Genomic DNA, 17,556 nt, shown 5'->3' on the forward strand with positions numbered 1-17,556 from the left:
TTAGCCAACCGCTATAAAATAACACTATGAGTAATGTTCTAATTATTGGCGGCGGTATAATTGGGCTGGCGATCGCGGTGGAGCTATCTCTGCGTGGTGCGTCTGTCATCATTGTGGAACGCGATACGTGTGCTCGGGGGGCAACCTGGGCTGCCGCTGGCATGTTAGCACCGGAGGCAGAACAATTGGAAGGCTCGCTGCGCGAACTGGGTATTCGCAGCCGCGACCTATATGCAGAATGGATTAGGAAGCTAATGCACCTTACTGGTCAGGACTGCGGCTACTGGTGCTGCGGTATTCTTGCGCCTACTTTAGAGCCGCGTCCAGAATACCCTCAATACATCGATCGCGCGCAACTCGATAAGCGACAATCTGGTCTGAGCGCTACTGTCGCGGGAGCCTTGTGGTTTTGGGAGGATGGGCAGGTAGATAATCGCCTGTTGGCAAAGGCTCTGATCGTTGCTGCGCGATCGCTGGGCGTGCAGATCTTAGAAGGCACAAATGTCTACCAAATCGCCACCAGTGGCGATCGCGTTACGCACCTCGACACCAGCCAGGGCAAGATGCAGGCAGATCGATACCTGCTTGCTACGGGTGCGTGGACGCGAGAGTTGATGCCTCTGCCCGTAACGCCACGCAAAGGTCAAATGCTATCCGTATTCGATCGCGATCGCCGCTTGCAGCGCGTCTTATTTGGCACCAATACATATATAGTGCCGCGTCAGGATGGCCAAATTATTATCGGAGCTACGGTTGAAGATGTAGGGTTTGCAGTGGGTAACACGGCCTCAGGCGTAATGCAGCTTCTGAGTAATGCGATCGCCATCTATCCAGCGATCGCGGATATGACAATTGAATCTACCTGGTGGGGATTTCGCCCCTTCGCGCCCAATGAGATGCCGATCTTAGGAGCGAGTTGCTATGAGAATCTCTGCTTGGCAACGGGGCACTATCGCAACGGCATTCTGCTCGCTCCCATTACCGCACAGTTTATGTCAGACTGGATTGAAGGTAAATCTGCAGATCCGCTGATAGAGAAGTTCAATTTCCCTTCAATTGAGTGAGTCAGCTAATTCTTCGGTTTCCCTACCAAGCTAACTGACTCGTTTGATATTCGGATGCAGTCACCCGCATCGCTGGGACTGAGTTTGGACTCTCTGGGTGCGCCCGATGAAATCCCTTTCACCAGTTCTGACTGTAGAGAGTACTCACAGGGAAGAAACCAAGACCACACGAAAACCAACATTGTTGTTGATATCGCGCGCGTTGTTCCTGTTGCGGTTAGACGAACGACAGTTCCTGGCATTGTTGTTCCACGAACCGCCGCGCATCAGCTTGGAACTCAACCCCAACCGATGTGCCATCAAGAAAGATCGACAAAGATCGGCAGGCTCAGTATGACATAAATTCTCGCTTTTTGTCTTGGCGACTTTGGATCGGAGATCGACTACCTGCAAAAGCTAAAAGAGCTAGAAATCGAAAAAAATTCGAGGCGCTTCGCGCCAAGGGTAAAGAGAAAGAAGGGCAGAGAGTAAAAGGGCTAAAGGGAAAAGGGAAAGGAGAGTCCTCACAGGGAACAAACCAAGACCACACGAAAACCAACACCGTCGCCGATATCGCGCGCGTCGCTCCTGACGCGGAAAGACGAACGACAGTACCTGGCATCGAGGCCCCACGCACCGCCGCGCAACAAACGATAACGATTATCATTTTTGTCTACATTCAGATCGCCCCAAGCTTCGTTGCCATTTTTCTTTAAGCGATTTGGTTTGTCGCTATAGCTGTCGTAAAACTCATCTAGACACCATTCCCACACGTTGCCGTGCATCTGGTACAGGCCCCAGGCATTCGGCGAAAAACTATCCACATTAACTGTTTGCTGTCGGTATTCGCCTTTGGGTGCGTCGCCGTAGGGATAGTTACCGTCGTAGTTGACCAGATCGGTGGTTATTATCTTGCCAAAGGCAAAGGGCGTCGTCGTGCCAGCGCGACAGGCATATTCCCATTCGGCTTCGGTTGGCAAGCGTACCTCTCGTCCGACTTTTTCCGAGAGCCTCTTACAAAATGCTCGCGCGTCGTGCCACGATACGCCCACCACGGGGTGCTTGTCGCCTTGAAATTTGCGCTCATATTTTTCAGACGGCTTTGTACCCATCACTGCTTGCCATTGGGCGTTGGTGACGGCATATCTGCCCATCCAGAATGCTTGTAATTCTACCTGGTGCTGAGGTATAGACCAATCCAACCATTGCTCGGCATCTTCTCGCTTGACACCATATTTCAGCGCGTTTTCTAAGGCGATTTTGCGTTCCTCAGGTGGCATTCCCATCGTAAAGCTTCCCACAGGAATTTCTATCAGATCGAGCGTTATGCCACTGCCCAAGTCTATTTGAAGATTGCGAGTCGAATCATCTTCTTTGAGAGCAGTAGAAATGTTTTTTGCACCTCCAGCGTTAGCAGTACGAGAAATTAGCTCGTTTGATTGGGGAGGTTGCTTATTTGCCAAACGCTGAAAGGCAGCGATCGCCTGCATATCCATTCCACCCGCCGCGACATTAACGCGCAACCATAGTTGGAAGGCTAAGGTAAAATCCCCTTCTGCCTCAGCATGAAGAGCATCTATTTTGAGGATGTTAATATCGCTGAGATTCGCAAATTTGGGGAGTAGGATGTAATGCAGCTTTGTAGCTGGTTCGATAACAGCGTAGGGAGTTTGCAAATAATTTTTATACTGTTGGGTTAGTTTGGGAACTTGATGGAGCAAATAGTTGTTGAGTCTTTCCACGGTTGCATTGTTACCCTCGCCTTGAATCTTCAGCGCTTCGAGCAACACATGGGTAAACGCTCCCTGCGCTATCTCATCGATTTCGTAGGAAACCTGACTGGGACTGCATGAAAAGAAAGTTATCACGCCCTGTTGTTTTTCTCGTCCGATTCCTAAACCACTTTTCACACCCTCGCTACGACAAGCATCGATACATAAGACGATGTTATCCGCTCCACTCCTCCGCAAGCGATCGGTTACATCAGCAATGGGAATTGCCAGGTTAGGAGAGCGCGGATTGCCATCGCTGGGCAAGAGATAATCGCGTCCTTCATAGGGCATCCCATGACCGCTGAAATAAAACCACAGCGTATCTCCCGCACTCAAAAATGGCGTTTCAAAGCGATCCGTCAAAAACGATATCAGCGTTCCATAAGTTGGCTGCGTTTTACGCCCGTGCCTATTACGCGGCGAATCGTCGGAGAAAAAATATAAATCCTCTGGTTGGACGTTTAGATCCCGTGCAAAGTAATCGCGCATTTTTTTAGCGTCGCTTTTTGCATACTGCAACGGCTGAATTTCGTCGTAATCGTTAATGCCAATGACAACAGCACAATTTCTAGCCATTTACAGGTTTAGACGACTCCGAACGCTTAAATTTTAACTCGATCGCCCCTTTACCTGCCGCTTTTACGCCCGTACCGAGCAATTTAATCTCACCCTCGCCGCCGATCTCAACCGATAGCGTAATCTCATCCAGTTGTAATCCTGCCTGCGGTTCGACTTGCTTTTGCACGCTGCCAAACAAGCGACTCACAACTCTCACAAACTGCGACATCTGCGCCTCTAGCTTTTCTGCCTTAATGCGGCTATCTTTTAACTCTTCTCCTGAGACTGTCGAACTGGCGTAAGGATTAATCCCCCTTGTAACTTCCTTAGCTCCATCTGTTGGGCGCTCATTGTGAGTAACCGCCGTTACAATCCACAACTCTTCATCTTGCCACTGACTGCTTGCCATAGCTAGTTCCTAAAGTTTACCCCTAATTCTCGCATAGACGAAGCCTATACTCTACACCCTGGCATGTATTTCAGTTTACCTGGGGTAGGGTTGATTGATGGTGAAACTTCCTCTGGCATTGTTATCACTCCCCTGAAGTTCCAGGGAGTATTTAGCATTGGTGGGCCAATTGAGCCAGTAGGTAGATTTGCATACATTGATGGCGGCACGAATTCACTGTTGATTCCACCTGTATATCGAGGCGATCCCAGTTTTTATGCCTTGTATTTCCCTCCCGCTGTAGACCAAACATTGCATACCCACACTAGCTACCGCATTGGCGCGATCGTTCGAGGTAGCGGGGTCTGTGAAACCCCAGATGGCATCACCGAACTGAAGCCAGGAATTATTTTTTTTATCCCGAGCGATCGCCCGCATAAATTTCGCACTAATGAGGATAGCCTGGTTTTAGTCGTCTTTCATCCCGATAGCGATACTGGATTCACTCACGAAGACAATCCTATGCTCAGGCGCACGATGGTTGATGGTATCAGCGCTGCTCAGCTACCAGATATTCACACGACGGTGCTCAATTTGTTGGCAAAATCTCCTCAGTAGTTAAGAAAGTACTAGCTAACCAAGCTAACTACACCTGTGTCTAGATCGTAGTATCCACCGACTACTTTCAGTTTACCCTGCTGCACGAGCTTGAAAATCACTGGAGAGGTTTGCAAGCGCTTAGTTTGCAACAAAATGTTGGACTTAATTGCATTCTCCAGGCGATCGCCAGGTTTCCCTTCAGAAGCATCAACTGCTGGTTTGATTGCATAGACTAAGCTACCGATCAAACCAGGAAAATCACCACCCGTGACGGCAGCTTTAACCGCACCGCAGCGTTCGTGCCCCAATACCATTAGCACCTTGGCACCCAACACTAACGTGCCAAATTCTTGGCTGGCAATATCCTCAGTGGCCGAGATATTGCCAGCCACGCGCACGACAAAGAGATCGCCAATGCCTCGATCGAAGATAATTTCTGGCGTAACGCGCGAGTCGGCACAGCCCAGAATTGCCGCAAATGGGTTCTGATCCTGCGCCACCTCTGTCAAACGTGCAAACTCTTGATTGGGATGCTTGCGCTTTTCTTCTACAAAGCGCTTGTTGCCATCAATTAATCTTTGCAAAGCTTGGTCGGGCGTAATGTCATTTGACTTAGCTTTATCAACAGGTTCAGAGGCAACTGCGGCATCGTCAAATTGAGTTTTGAAGTTTTGGGCGAATTCATTGGTTCCTAACCAACCAGTTATCGCACCTGCGCCAACTGTGCCTGCACCAAATTTTATGAGGGATCGGCGCGATAGAAAACCTTTTCCAGACTGCTTTGTCATACTTTTACCTAAATTTTGGGATATTTCGATCGAAATTTCATCTCTATCCACAAAACCATCAAATATGCTCAATTATTCATAAAATTTACATAATTTGATAGTCCATTGCGATATGCACCTTAACCTCGGCTTAAGACTGACGATCTAGTATGGAAGATAAGCATTACGGGTTTGTATGTCTTACTTCTTAGATTCCACAGCTAATCTGCACTCGGATTGGCGACAATTATTAGAGAATGTCTACCAGGGGCGCAGTCTGTACCCGTTCCGCAGCGGGCAGAATATCACCATGTATCCCCACGAAATTTGGGTGGTTTGTCGAGGCATCGTTCAACTCAGTACGTTGCATCCAAGTGGCGATGAGGTGTCCTTGGGCTTGGTCGGCCCCGCTATCCCCTTTGGCTTGCCGCTCACTTTACTCGATCCCTATCAGGCGATCGCTCTATCGGATGTCGATCTGATGCGATTTACCATGCTGGAAGTCGAATCATCTCCTCAACTTTTGCAGGGTATTTTTCGTCATCTCAGTCTGAGATTGCAACGCACCGAGGCCATGCTGGCACTGGTCAGCCACCGCCGCGTGGAGGACAGGTTAAGGCAGTTGTTGTTATTACTCAAGGATGAAGTCGGGCAGCCCGTTGCCTTGGGAACAAAACTGAGCGTGCGCCTCACCCATCAACACCTCGCCAATGCGATCGGCAGTACCCGCGTTACTGTTACCAGGGCATTGGGTAGTTTGCAGTCAGAGGGAATGATTAAGATCGATCGCGATCGTCACATCCTTCTGATGAAAAACTTTACTCGCACATAATTTTAGGGCAATACTCCCGCGATCGCCCTGGTTGGTAGGGGTCAGGCACGGGGGCACTGCCCCTAAACGATTTGGGGCAGAAAGCACTGCCCCTACGCGTATTGCATTTATGAGAAGCGACTAACCTTTGTTGCGACCAGCCATGATATTAACTACAAGTGGTGTGGCATCGCCAACCAGCGTTACGCCTTCGGGGAGGGCAATATCGCCAACGTGAATGCCCTTACCGACATTGAGGTTGGTAATATCTACCTCAAGGCTTTCTGGGATCGAATTGGGAGGACACGAAACTTTAATTTGGTTCATCAGTACTTCTACCGAGCCACCACCAACTTTAACCCCTACGGGTACTCCGGTAAAATGTAGGGGGATGTCTACTTCAACTGACGATTGCGAGCCGATCGCAAAAAAGCTGAGGTGATAGATATCATTTTTGTAAGGATGCATCTGGACTTCGCGCAGGATTGCTACACCTTTGAAATCACCATCGCTAACGCTGAGATCGATCATAGTATTGTTGACCTTTGCCTGGCGTAGGAGCGCGATCGTTTCTTTGCCGTCCAGGCTAATGGCAGTAGACTCTGCACCTTTATGCCCGTAGACAGTAGCGGGAATGCGACCGCTGCGACGCAAGGCGCGGGGGTTGGTGTTAGGAGTGCGGGTTGTACCTGCAATGCTGAGTTTCATGGTTGTTGTTAGTTGGTATGGGTGATTGTGAGAGATTGGTGGTTATATCGACTGGCCGCACCATGCAAGCCAATGCAGCAGACCAGGAGCTAAAGCTAAACTAGCTGCCATGAGCTTATTGGGTTAAACATTCAATTACACATTGAGCAACCCCCGTTTAGGTCCGTGGATGGGATCTTCCACAATAATTGTTTGTCCCCTGCTGGCACCTATCGAAACAATCGCGATCGGGATTTCTAGCAGATCCTCTAAAAACTTCAGGTAACTTTGAGCTGCCAGGGGCAATTCTGTTAAAGATTTGCAGTCCTGGGTGGAGGCTTTCCATCCGGGCAAAGATTTGTAAATGGGCCTGCACTTGGCAAACACGCGCGCGTTGCTGGGAAAGTCACGGATTTCCTGGCCGTCGAGTTCGTAGGCAACGCAAACGTTAATCTCGTCCAATTCATCGAGGACATCTAGCTTGGTGATGGCAAGACAGTCCAATCCGTTGATGCGGACGGCATAGCGACCGATGACCCCATCAAACCAACCGCATCGCCGCCTGCGGCCAGTTGTAGTGCCAAACTCGGCACCGCGATCGCATAGTAACTCACCAGTACAATCGTTCAACTCCGTAGGGAAAGGCCCTTCACCCACGCGCGTCGTGTATGCCTTAGATACGCCGATAATGCGATCGATCGTAGTCGGCCCTACGCCCGCTCCAATACAGGCTCCACCTGCGATCGGATTGGAAGAAGTGACATAGGGGTAGGTACCGTGATCTAAGTCGAGTAACGTACCCTGGGCACCTTCAAATAAAATGTTGAGGCGCTTTCTAATGGCTTCATCGATTTTCAGCGAGGCATCAACTACATACGGCTTCAGCAACTCCGCATATTCGGTATAGCAGGTAATTACTTCCTGTGGATCTAGCGGTGGCAAGTCATACATTTTCTCCAGAACGATGTTTTTCTGCTCGACTGCCCAACGCAGGCGTTTTTGCAAAACATCTTTGTCCATCAAGTCGAGAATCCTTATGCCAACTCTTTCCGACTTATCCGCGTAGGTTGGCCCTATGCCTCTGCCAGTCGTACCGATCTTATGCTCGGCTCTTTGCGTTTCCGAAGCCTTATCGATCAGTCTGTGATAGGGCATGGTCACGTGAGCCGTCTCTGCGATAAATAGGTTATCTGTAGACACGCCAAGCCGATGTAGCTGTTCTAGTTCCTCCAAAAGAATTTGGGGATCTACAACGGTGCCACTACCGATAATGCACTCAGTTTGCGGGTACAGGATTCCTGAAGGGATCAAATGCAGCTTAAACGTCTGCTCATTGACTACAACAGTATGACCGGCATTTATGCCACCCTGATAGCGCACTACAACATCGGCAGAGCGACTGAGCAAATCTGTGATTTTGCCCTTTCCTTCGTCACCCCACTGAGTTCCGATTACAATTACATTAGCCAAGGATTTGAATTAAATAACGATCGCACAAACACTAGATCGTTACAAATAAATGTCCTCTTGTCAAGGTTGCTAAATTAGCAAATAAGCACCTGTTAGTGCAATTGTGCTGAAACGATCGCAGGGGTACAGCTAGTTCCTTGAGCGGGGGAGTTTTGTGTCCTTGTTTTGGCATTGCAAGCAATGGCGTACGACAGGCGATGTTAGACCAAATCATGGCGACCTGGCATAGCCAGGTCAGAGCCTGGTTGACTGACAAATCTATAGCCCCTCATCCCCCAATCCCTTCTCCCAAAAGGGGCGAAGGGGAGTCAGAAGGATTAATCCCTAGTGGCTACAGCTATACGTCCGATATTCCCGCCAATATTTCAGTGCCACCAGCACGCGGTCTTCGAGGTCGAGTTTGGGCTTGGCTCCTGGTTTCGCTGTCGCCCTCCACTCCGGTTTCAGCGCTTTGACTATCTCCTTGAAGGTTTGATGCCGGATGCCGAAACGCCGCTTAAACTGCCTATCTGTCAAAGTTTGCGCTATTGTATAGCGGTTTTCACTTGAGAACGGGTTTTATTTTTGGGGTGAAGGGGTTCCACCCCTTCTTGGGGGCAACGCCCCCAAACCCCCTACTCTTTCCGATCTGAAAACCGCTATATAATTCATCATCAGGACTGTGTTGATTTTTAATAGTGTTGTCCTGATATTTCCTTATTCTGTCCCTCTTGGCAAAATAACCTCACCCTAATTTGCAAGAGGTCTATGTATTAAAGCGCTAATCCCTAAGCTAAATCGAAGATGAGAACTTCAGCGTCGTCCTTACCGATGAGTTGCAGTTCGCCAGGTTGGCTTGTGGCTGCACCATCACCTGCTTTCATAGGTTGACCGTTGAGCAGCGCTTCGCCTCTTGCCACCTGAACCCAAGCGTGACGACCTGGTTTTACTGTATGCGTTACTTCAGCACCATTGCTCAACACGGTGGCATAAAGATTGAGATCTTGATTGACTGTAACGGAGCCATTACGTCCATCATTAGATGCGATTAGAAGCAGGCGATCGCGCTTCTGCTCGACCGTAAAGTTTTTTTGTTCGTAGCTCGGTTGCAGATTTTGCCGATCTGGCAAGATCCAGATCTGGAGGAAATGCACTTGTTCGGTTTTGGAGTGGTTAAATTCGCTATGCGTAATCCCCGTGCCAGCGGTGAGGCGTTGGACTTCGCCTGGCGCGATAATCGAGCCATTGCCCATACTGTCTTTATGCTCCAGTGCCCCTTCTAATACATAGGAAATTATTTCCATATCTCTGTGGGGGTGCGTGCCAAAGCCCATCCCACCTCGAACCCGATCCTGATTGATTACTCTTAAGCTACGAAATCCCATATGTGCGGGATCGTAGTAATTAGCGAAGGAAAAACTATGGTAGCTATCTAACCAACCATGATTTGCATGGCCTCTTTCTTCTGCTTTGCGTAATGTCAGCATGTCGTGCTCCTTAGTGTTATTTAGCGATTTATTTAACTATATAAACTCTAATTGATATACAATAATATTGTAAAGTATGCACTTTTTAGTAATATACTACCTAAAAAGATACTATACAAAAGTAATAGGGAAATGCGATGAAATTAGCGATCGCCGAGGATAAAGACACCGCTCTTGAAAATATCGAACACAAGCATCTAGAGCGCAGTACCTGCCCTGTTGAATGCGCGCTCAAAGCGATCGGAGGGCGCTGGAAAGTCCTGATCTTGCGGGAGTTGTTTCTGGGCACTAAAAGATTTGGGGAGTTGCATCGCGCCCTGCATGGCATCACCCAAAAAATGCTGACGCAACAACTGCGCGAACTGGAACAGGACGGCATCGTCAGTCGCTATGTCTATCAACAAGTACCGCCAAAAGTGGAGTACTCCCTGACTGGCATGGGACAGACCTTAAAGCCGATTCTGGATTCCATGCACGCATGGGGGTTGAAGTATCTAGAGCAAACGGAGAATAACTCTAGCGCTTCTGTGCGAGTCGAAACAGGAGAAACTGATTAACCTGGGCTGCTTGGAAATTGTTGTCGCTAACCAGGATCAAACTTTGGCTGCCATCTGCTAGTAATGGCCCCAAGGTCATGCTCTCCAGGTTATCCAGGCGTATTCCCAACTTATCGAGATCGAGTAGAAGCTGCTTGCGAATGGGTCTGATATTTGTATTACTTCCTTTCAAGCTGGGGATGCTGGAAATATCGCTGGCACTACCCGTAGCAATCTGAAATAGCTTGGCTCCAAACTTCAGACCGCTAAAAGAGCGCTCTAAACTGAGAAAATGACCGCCGCGATCGATCGCTAAAATTTCAGTTAGGCCATTAATGCCATTACCAGGAGAGGGTTCTACGGGATAAAGATGTTCTGAAACTACTATGGTAGGCCCGCCACCAACCAGGTAGTGCAACATCCGGCTCCTTGCCCCTTGAGTCTTGTCGTCAGTAGCATCGGGATTGTCCTGTTTATCCTGTGCTAAAGCCGACTCAGTTGCTGCAAATATACGAAACGGATCGCCCGGACTCTCTTTAACTACAGTCAGCGCTTCAAACCCCAGATTATCTTCTATTCCTTTGGGAGCTTCCCCCTGCGCGGCTGGTAAATACCGCGATGGAACGGGCAGACTTTTCCGCCATTTTCCAGTTTCTAGCTCGAACTCATCAATAAATGCGGGAATGCCCGAGCGGGCGATCCCCTCGCTAGATATGTACGCTGTCTTACTTGTGGCGATCGCCATTCCTTCTGGGTCGATGCTACCCTTGGCATAGAACTCGCCTTTCGGATTGCTCAGGAACTGAACGCTTTCCACATTCACTCGTTCAAATTTAGGCGTACCAGATTTACCCGGATCGATATCGATCTCCAGCGTGTAGAACCTGGCAGGAGCTAGATCGCTGCGATCGTCAGAGAGGACATAATAGCGATCGCGATCGCGGTCGTAGGAGATCGCCGATAACCCGCCTACAGGCGTACTGGCAAATTCCTGCTTGGGTAGTTGGTACTCGTGCAGAAACTGCAGATCGAGCTGGAGAAAAGTTCGATCTCCTGTAGATTTTGCTTGACTGGGATGAGCTATACCGAAAAATAGGAAGATAGCAGCTAGGAAAGCACCTAACCACGCCCTGTGACGAACTTTAGGATCGCGCGCGCGCGATCGCCATTTATGATATGTACGATCTATCTGTTGCATGGAACTGCTCGGCAGCCAACAGATACAAGCTTAGGAGATTTCTGAGAGAAAAGATATAGCGCTTTCCAAAGGATTTGATGTATTAATATGGCAATACGCCATCATCAACCATTTCGCTGCGAGTATAAGTGAGTGGGAAATCGAATAGCGACGATCTTAGTTCGATGTAGGCAACTTCAGGAAGAGACATCAAGGTAGCCGCAGCCAGATCGCGCGGATTGTCAACCAGTACCCCAAATACTTTGCGAGAATTTGCCTTGATAGTCAGAACGTCACCCTGGGTGCTATCAATGAGGGTAATATCAGCATCTCCAGGTTGGAGGCTCAGGTCATCGTAGATTTGCCCCAGTGTCTGCCACTGCTGACGCCAGTTAACCCGATTGCGGCGCACGTATTCCAGAGCTTTTTCTACAATCGTGTTTACGTTTCGCCAGGTAATATCGCCCCGCTTTAAGATCTGTCTGAGTTCGACTAACGCCTGTTCGTGCTCTAAGTTAAACCTTGCTAATGGTAAAGGGCCGACCAGTCGCTTGGGAGACTTACTCAAGGTCAGGATCGACTGCACTACGGTTGACTCTATTTCGCTTGCCAATTCAGCATGAGCCCTATGGCGCTGCTGGAGCAATCCCTGCTCGCAGGTGGCATAAAGAGGCGGCAGGCGATTTAGAGAATAGGCAACTACATCCTCAAGCTTTACCTTTCTGGATAAAACTGTATCCAGGCGTTCCATTTGTGCTTGCGCGATCGGAACAATCACCTTCTCCAGGGCATTGACAAAGAAACATGATGCTGACAGCATATACGACTCAAACTCTTTGTCCTTGACAGGAGGAGTATCCACGTGATGATGGGATTTGTGGTTTTCCTTGTGGGATTCGTCGGCAAGGGTTTGCTCTGTATTTGTTTTTTTCGCGTTGCGATCGCCATCTTGCCGATCGCAACCCTTATGGTGAACCTTAGATCTTTTCAAATAGCCCATGAGTTCGGAGACGCGACGTTGCGTTGGATCTGTAATCAGATTAATGGGCACAATTCCCTGACTGCCATTAACTAAAGCTTCTTCCACTGCCGCAGGTACTTCTTTCCAGGTTAATTCTGGTTTGTTGAGAAGCTTAGCTAATTTACTGAGCGCCAGCGCCGTGCTCTCTAGCTCGATCTGGGGAATAGGCTTGGGTTGCCGCAAGGGATCGCGCCGCACCGCCATCATGCCATGATGCACGGCGTTGATAATTTGCGATCTCAACTCATTATTAGCCCGCTTGCGTTGCTGCAGCCAGCCGCGATCGGTACTGGCATAAAGAGGTGGCAGACGATTCAGAGCATAGGCAGCAACCTCACCTAAGGCAAGTTGAATGCGTACCTTGCTGCCAAGGCGCTGGATCTGTTCTTTAGCTTCGTCTACAACTAAATCTTCCAATACATTTCTGATGCTGATCGCATATTCAGGCGAGGGAGTAGTCACGGCTTTTACCAATATCTAAAGGTTGAAATACAAAACTATAGCTGCTATACCCAAATTTTCTGGCCTAGCGGTCATGGCAATAACCTCTTTGAGCTCTGTGAATTCAGGCCTGCTACAACAATACCCATTTATTCAAGGTATGTATCCAGTATTTTGACTGAAGTTTGACGCACTCCCACGCTTGAAAGACGTGGGATTCAGCGATACGACGAACATCGTGGAGCTACCCCTGTCTGAAACGTTCTTCCGCTCTAGACAAGGCGCTACCTAGTGAATGACTCCAACAATTAGAACTGGCTTTCTTGCTTCAGGACTGACAGACAATGCGGAACCCTCGATGTTATTACCCCTAGCGATTCAAGTGTTCCAGTTAACCTGTCAAGCCTACACTCTTGCGTTACGTTTGAGCTTTTACCCACTCCATTTCTGAGTGGAACCCACCAAAACCCAAGCATGTTGAAGAGCTTGAAAACTTGCAGATATTATACTAGGGATTTACGCTACCTTAACCTTAATTTGTTATAAAGCGCTACATTCTACCCATAAATGCGGCGGGCTTTGCTTGTAGTTGCTTTAAGCCAAGTACACGTTTACAGGCATTGATATGGTTGCGTTCTTGCAAGAGTTCTAACCCTTCTACTTGCAATTTATTTATAGCTATAGCCAATAGGCTTAGGAGGGGGTGCAGGGGTGGAACCCCTGCGTGGGGGCGCAGCCGCCACACCCCCTGTCCTAACAGATCTGTCTACGGCTATATCGTGTTTTTGAAAATTAGCATTATTACTATGTAGCATTTTTGTAGTATATATGCTACATTGAATTTTGTGGCGGGTAGCTCAGTGGTAGAGCGCCAAAAACATCCTTGTTTGCAACTAATCCGCAAGGGTCGAAAAATGAGGGTTATCGACTCATAATCGGGTGGACAGGGGTTCGAGTCCCCTCCCGCTACACCAATGATTCTTGGGGTGGATGGCTCAATTGGTAGAGCGCCATATTTGCCTGTAAAGGACGAAAGAACGAAGGTTATCGCTCTTAACGATTACCCTCCTTTGTTCGCTGCGAGATGCGGGTTCGATTCCCGTTCTGCCCCCTCTCCATTTATTGCCCGCAAGGGACGGAGCTTAAACAAATGAACTACAAATTCTTTACGCAAAAATCTACTAATACACCCCAGAGTCAGCCAATTAAGGGTCGCGAGTCAGAAATGGTTCAGGGACGTTCGGGTGGCTATATGTTTGATGCCGGTATCTGGAGCATGTTGCGGCGTTGCTTGCTGATTGGTACTGCCAAAAGTACCTACTATGCGGGCAAGCAGGAACTAACTGACGATTTTGTCAATGTCATCCGTCAGTGCGTGCATGAGAATCCAGCCCGCGTGGCTCAAGAGATTCTCTATGCCAGCGACGGTCGTGCCATCAACAACAGCGCTCCTATTTTTGCACTCGTATTGCTGTCTATGGGCGAAGCGCCGGAAGCAAAACAGGCTTTTGGTGAGATATTTGCCCAAGTAGTTCGTACTGGCAGCCACTTCTACGAGTGGTTGAGCTATACCAAATCTCTGCGTGGCTTTGGCAAGATCGTGCGGGAGTGCGGCAAATCCTGGCTCTCTAACCCCAACGTGAAGGCATTAGCCTATCAGTTGCTGAAGTATCAACAGCGGCAGGGATTTTCTCACCGCGATGCTTTGCGTCTATTCCACGTCAAACCCATCAGTGACGAGCACCAGGCTTTGTATAACTGGGTAGTCAAGGGTTGGCAGGAACTCCCTACTGATATCCCATCTGAGACTTTGGCGCAGATCTGGTGGTATGAGTGGCTCAAGCGCAATCCCGATCGCACCCATGAAGCGATCGCGTGCGGTCATCTCACCCACGAGATGGCAGCTCCAGTTGGTAAAATGGACAGACAGGCATGGCAGTTGCTGTTTAACGAGATGCCGATTGGCGCGCTGTTGCGCAACCTGGGTTCGCTCACAGAGTTGGGTGTCTTGCGCGTTGACGACAAGGCAAACCTCAAGCGGGTAGAGTCTATGCTGAATAGCAAGGAGCATCTGCACAAGGGGCGCATCCATCCCATCGACGTGTTGAAGGCACTCAAGACCTATCAATCCGGCGGTCAACTCGGACGCAGCCAAAAGACCTGGCAGGCAATCCCTCGCATTGTAGATATTCTAGAGAAATCTGTGGAATTATCATTCGACGCGATCGCACCAACTGGCAAGGTGTTTATGCATGCGGTAGACGTATCTGGCTCGATGTCTTATACGACAGTTAGTTCCGTCGGTCTCACCTGCTGTGAAATTGCTACAGCAATGGCTCTGGTGACTGCTAAGTCCGAGCAGAACTACGCAATCCGTGGTTTTGCTACCGATTTTTGCGATCTGCGCGTTACTGCTAAAGATTCATTTAGCTCTGCGTTGCAAAAGGCATCCGATCGGAATTTTGGCGGTACCGATGCCTCAGTCGCATACGATTGGATGATTCAGCACAAGTTCAAGGCAGATATAATCTGCTTCTGGACTGACTCAGAGTCTTGGGCAGGTCGCCGCCACCCTAGCGAAGCATTGGCAGCATATCGTCAGAAGGTAAACCCCAATGCGAAGGCTGTCTACGTGACGCTGGCTCCTTATCGGATTACGCTAAGCGATCCTAAAGACCCGATGTCTTGGGATTTGGGTGGCTTCGATCCGGGCACGCCGCGCATCATTCAGATGCTGGCAACTGGCGATCTGTAACATGAGTCATTCAAAAATTTTTTGGATAGAGAGAGAAAACTCTATACTGGAACTGACATTGCCAGATTTCAGCTTACCCGTAATGGGAGCCGTGTAAATGGGGAGGGCGCTAGCAGCGATCGCGATGTGGCGATCGCTGACCGCCAACCCATGCGTTGGATCGTAACCGCGCCAGCCCGCCCCCGGCAGATATATCTCAGCCCAGGCATGAAGATGTCGCTCAGTAGAATCAAGGTCGCCTTCCTGGTAGCCGCTGACAAAGCGAGCGGGTATACCAACGGCCCGACACACTTCCATAAATAAGACGGTGAGATCCCGGCAAGAGCCTTCCTTTCGGCTCCAGGTAAGACCGGCAGGCATGGGTGCACCTTCTTCCCGTATAACATAGCGACATTCTTCGTAGAGTCTTTGATTGAGGTTGCCAAGGAAAGTTACTACCCAATCCTGACTATCGTGTCTTAGTTCCTGGGCAAGCTGAGTAGCGATCGGGTCGCAGATGGATTGTCCGATCGATTGCCCATAGGCTTGTCCTGAATTTAAATATGGCTGTAACTGCGTTAAGTACGAGGCAGGATAATCGATTGGCAGCCGCGTTGCCCAAGGTTCCAGTAGGTAATTAAATGGGTTGTCACAATAGGTCTCCACTTCCGAACTAGCTTGCACTGTAAGATACTGAGTGGGCTGCTCGAACCAAATCTGAGCGATCGCATTACCATCCAAATCGACAATTTGCGAAAGGTTAGCTGGTTCAGGATCGATGTCCAATTGGAAATGCAACAATTTTTGCATGATATCGCAGCGCGGTCGCAACCGCAGCATATGGGGCAACAGGCTTACGGTTTGTGCATAACTATAGGTTGTAGCATGGAAGATTTTGTAGCGCATGATTGGTAACGTTCATGATTCATTCTAAAGTGAAGAAAGTTTGAAATATTTTGTCACCTACATCATTCAGACGTTGTTGCAGATGATCGAGAAATTCATGTAATCCAGACTGAATGATCTCCTCAATTGTCAAATAATCCAATTCCGATCGCAATTGTCCCAGAGTTCGTTCTAAAGGATTTGTCCAGGTACCGGATGGCGTGCCAGCAATCTGATAGATGGAGCGTTCCGCCTGGAGAAGACAGAACTGAATCGAACGGGGGAACTCACGATTGAGGATCAGGAATTCCGCCACTTGAGTGGGCGTAATGCGATGCTGACCCGTTTTACGGTACATTTCATAGGCGCTAGCAGATTTGAGCAGAGACATCCATTCCACTTCATCCAGAGTTGTGCCAACATCTTTGACGGAGGGAAGTAGAATAAAATACTTGACATCAAGAATGCGCGAGGTTTTATCTGCCCTTTCTAAAAAACGCCCCACTTGTCCAAAATGCCAACCTTCATTATGGGTCATCGTAGCATCCATGATCCCAGCAAATAGGTGGCTGGCAATCTTGACTTCTGCAAAAAATTCGTGATGCATTTCTGAAGATGATTGCTTAGTCGCGGCTTCCTGCACGAAAAGATAGAAAGAATTAATCTGTTCCCACATCTCGGTCGAGATAATTTCCCTGATGGAACGGGCATTTTCGCGGGCGGCACGCAAGCAAGAGAGAATAGAATTAGGATATTTAGGATCGAAACTGAGGAAATGAATGACATTTTCAGCAGTGGCTTGACCGTACCTTGTCTGGAACATGGACAGATCGCCGGTGGTCATGATCAATGGCTCCCATTGTGCTAGTCCAATGGGCATTTCCATAATTAGTTTGAGATTAACGTCAATAAACCGAGCGACATTCTCGGCTCGCTCGATATAGCGATTTAGCCAGTAAATAGAGTCAGCAACTCGACTAAGCATGATTCAGATCGACCTTACATTCTTTCACAGCATATAGCTTTTAAGTTTTAAGTATGAGGGTGAGGGCTGTGCCCCACGTAGGGTTACCCCTACACCCCATCCTAATTCCTAATTGGTATACCTTGCTATACAGCTTATACAGGCAAAGCGATCGCAACTTGTGCCTTTTGCTACCTAATTTTAAACCTTACATTTTCCAACTTTTTCTGATTGGT

The 17,556-nt window shown here is 48.8% G+C and carries 16 protein-coding genes, 1 tRNA gene and 1 pseudogene; 6 read left to right on the forward strand and 12 right to left on the reverse strand.

Annotated features, from left to right (window positions below):
* The first annotated feature begins 26 nt into the window (after positions 1 to 26).
* Positions 27 to 1,064: a glycine oxidase ThiO gene (gene thiO / locus PSE6802_RS0100855; RefSeq protein ID WP_019498185.1), complete on the forward strand. Its 1,038-nt coding sequence runs from the start codon at positions 27 to 29 to the stop codon at positions 1,062 to 1,064.
* A gap of 144 nt (positions 1,065 to 1,208) precedes the next feature.
* Here the strand turns inward: thiO and PSE6802_RS35705 are convergent, their stop codons facing one another.
* The 3 genes from PSE6802_RS35705 to PSE6802_RS0100865 form a co-directional block, all read right to left on the reverse strand.
* Positions 1,209 to 1,364, reverse strand: a complete 156-nt coding sequence (locus PSE6802_RS35705) for an SUMF1/EgtB/PvdO family nonheme iron enzyme (RefSeq protein WP_412973430.1) — start codon at positions 1,362 to 1,364, stop codon at positions 1,209 to 1,211.
* 203 nt (positions 1,365 to 1,567) lie between these two features.
* Entirely contained in the window at positions 1,568 to 3,391 is a 1,824-nt protein-coding gene (locus tag PSE6802_RS0100860) for an SUMF1/EgtB/PvdO family nonheme iron enzyme (protein ID WP_019498186.1), read from the reverse strand.
* The gene (locus tag PSE6802_RS0100865; protein ID WP_019498187.1) at positions 3,384 to 3,782 is read right to left on the reverse strand and encodes a Pepco domain-containing protein; all 399 of its coding nucleotides are present in this window, start codon (positions 3,780 to 3,782) and stop codon (positions 3,384 to 3,386) included. The genes PSE6802_RS0100860 and PSE6802_RS0100865 overlap by 8 nt, the downstream gene beginning before the upstream one ends.
* A 63-nt stretch (positions 3,783 to 3,845) precedes the next feature.
* Here PSE6802_RS0100865 and PSE6802_RS27225 point away from each other — a divergent pair, with 63 nt between their 5' ends.
* The gene (locus tag PSE6802_RS27225) at positions 3,846 to 4,379 is read left to right on the forward strand and encodes a cupin domain-containing protein (protein WP_019498188.1); all 534 of its coding nucleotides are present in this window, start codon (positions 3,846 to 3,848) and stop codon (positions 4,377 to 4,379) included.
* Between the two features lie 11 nt (positions 4,380 to 4,390).
* Here the strand turns inward: PSE6802_RS27225 and PSE6802_RS0100875 are convergent, their stop codons facing one another.
* A complete protein-coding gene (locus PSE6802_RS0100875) occupies positions 4,391 to 5,149 on the reverse strand; it encodes a carbonic anhydrase (RefSeq protein ID WP_026102974.1) in 759 nt (252 codons plus the stop codon).
* Positions 5,150 to 5,324: 175 nt separating this feature from the next.
* On the opposite strand from PSE6802_RS0100875, the gene PSE6802_RS0100880 reads away from it, so the two are divergent.
* Positions 5,325 to 5,960 carry a Crp/Fnr family transcriptional regulator gene (locus PSE6802_RS0100880; RefSeq protein ID WP_019498190.1) on the forward strand — a complete coding sequence of 212 codons (636 nt, stop codon included), beginning with the start codon at positions 5,325 to 5,327 and terminating at the stop codon, positions 5,958 to 5,960.
* Between the two features lie 120 nt (positions 5,961 to 6,080).
* Here the strand turns inward: PSE6802_RS0100880 and PSE6802_RS0100885 are convergent, their stop codons facing one another.
* The 4 genes and pseudogenes from PSE6802_RS0100885 to PSE6802_RS0100900 all read right to left on the reverse strand — a co-directional run bounded on the left by PSE6802_RS0100885 (position 6,081) and on the right by PSE6802_RS0100900 (position 9,562).
* Positions 6,081 to 6,647: a 50S ribosomal protein L25/general stress protein Ctc gene (locus PSE6802_RS0100885; protein WP_019498191.1), complete on the reverse strand. Its 567-nt coding sequence runs from the start codon at positions 6,645 to 6,647 to the stop codon at positions 6,081 to 6,083.
* Between the two features lie 135 nt (positions 6,648 to 6,782).
* Positions 6,783 to 8,096 carry an adenylosuccinate synthase gene (locus PSE6802_RS0100890; RefSeq protein ID WP_019498192.1) on the reverse strand — a complete coding sequence of 438 codons (1,314 nt, stop codon included), beginning with the start codon at positions 8,094 to 8,096 and terminating at the stop codon, positions 6,783 to 6,785.
* Positions 8,097 to 8,435: 339 nt separating this feature from the next.
* Positions 8,436 to 8,624 (reverse strand): annotated as a pseudogene (locus tag PSE6802_RS32980) (helix-turn-helix domain-containing protein); the annotation flags it as partial.
* A 239-nt stretch (positions 8,625 to 8,863) separates the two neighbouring features.
* Complete coding sequence (locus PSE6802_RS0100900; protein ID WP_019498194.1) at positions 8,864 to 9,562, reverse strand: pirin family protein; 699 nt, start codon at positions 9,560 to 9,562, stop codon at positions 8,864 to 8,866.
* A 137-nt stretch (positions 9,563 to 9,699) separates the two neighbouring features.
* Between PSE6802_RS0100900 and PSE6802_RS27230 the strand changes: the two genes are divergently transcribed.
* Positions 9,700 to 10,119: a winged helix-turn-helix transcriptional regulator gene (locus tag PSE6802_RS27230; protein ID WP_019498195.1), complete on the forward strand. Its 420-nt coding sequence runs from the start codon at positions 9,700 to 9,702 to the stop codon at positions 10,117 to 10,119.
* Here the strand turns inward: PSE6802_RS27230 and PSE6802_RS0100910 are convergent.
* Positions 10,079 to 11,296, reverse strand: coding sequence for an esterase-like activity of phytase family protein (locus tag PSE6802_RS0100910; RefSeq protein WP_019498196.1), 1,218 nt, complete (start codon positions 11,294 to 11,296; stop codon positions 10,079 to 10,081). The genes PSE6802_RS27230 and PSE6802_RS0100910 overlap by 41 nt on opposite strands.
* Before the next feature lie 82 nt (positions 11,297 to 11,378).
* On the reverse strand, positions 11,379 to 12,758 hold the full coding sequence (locus PSE6802_RS30620) for a late competence development ComFB family protein (protein WP_019498197.1): 1,380 nt from the start codon (positions 12,756 to 12,758) through the stop codon (positions 11,379 to 11,381).
* Between the two features lie 824 nt (positions 12,759 to 13,582).
* Here PSE6802_RS30620 and PSE6802_RS32985 point away from each other — a divergent pair.
* Positions 13,583 to 13,711, forward strand: a tRNA-Met gene (locus tag PSE6802_RS32985).
* Positions 13,712 to 13,887: 176 nt separating this feature from the next.
* Positions 13,888 to 15,492: a TROVE domain-containing protein gene (locus PSE6802_RS0100920; RefSeq protein WP_019498198.1), complete on the forward strand. Its 1,605-nt coding sequence runs from the start codon at positions 13,888 to 13,890 to the stop codon at positions 15,490 to 15,492.
* 6 nt (positions 15,493 to 15,498) lie between these two features.
* On the opposite strand, the gene PSE6802_RS0100925 is transcribed toward PSE6802_RS0100920, so the two are convergent.
* Together PSE6802_RS0100925 and PSE6802_RS0100930 are read right to left on the reverse strand one after the other, a co-directional pair.
* Positions 15,499 to 16,377 (reverse strand): transglutaminase family protein, encoded by an 879-nt coding sequence (locus PSE6802_RS0100925; RefSeq protein ID WP_019498199.1) that lies wholly within the window; start codon positions 16,375 to 16,377, stop codon positions 15,499 to 15,501.
* A 19-nt stretch (positions 16,378 to 16,396) separates the two neighbouring features.
* Positions 16,397 to 17,341, reverse strand: coding sequence for an alpha-E domain-containing protein (locus PSE6802_RS0100930; RefSeq protein ID WP_019498200.1), 945 nt, complete (start codon positions 17,339 to 17,341; stop codon positions 16,397 to 16,399).
* Positions 17,342 to 17,556: the final 215 nt, after the last annotated feature.

This window comes from Pseudanabaena sp. PCC 6802 (assembly GCF_000332175.1).
In the GTDB taxonomy this organism is placed as follows: Bacteria; Cyanobacteriota; Cyanobacteriia; order Pseudanabaenales; family Pseudanabaenaceae; genus PCC-6802.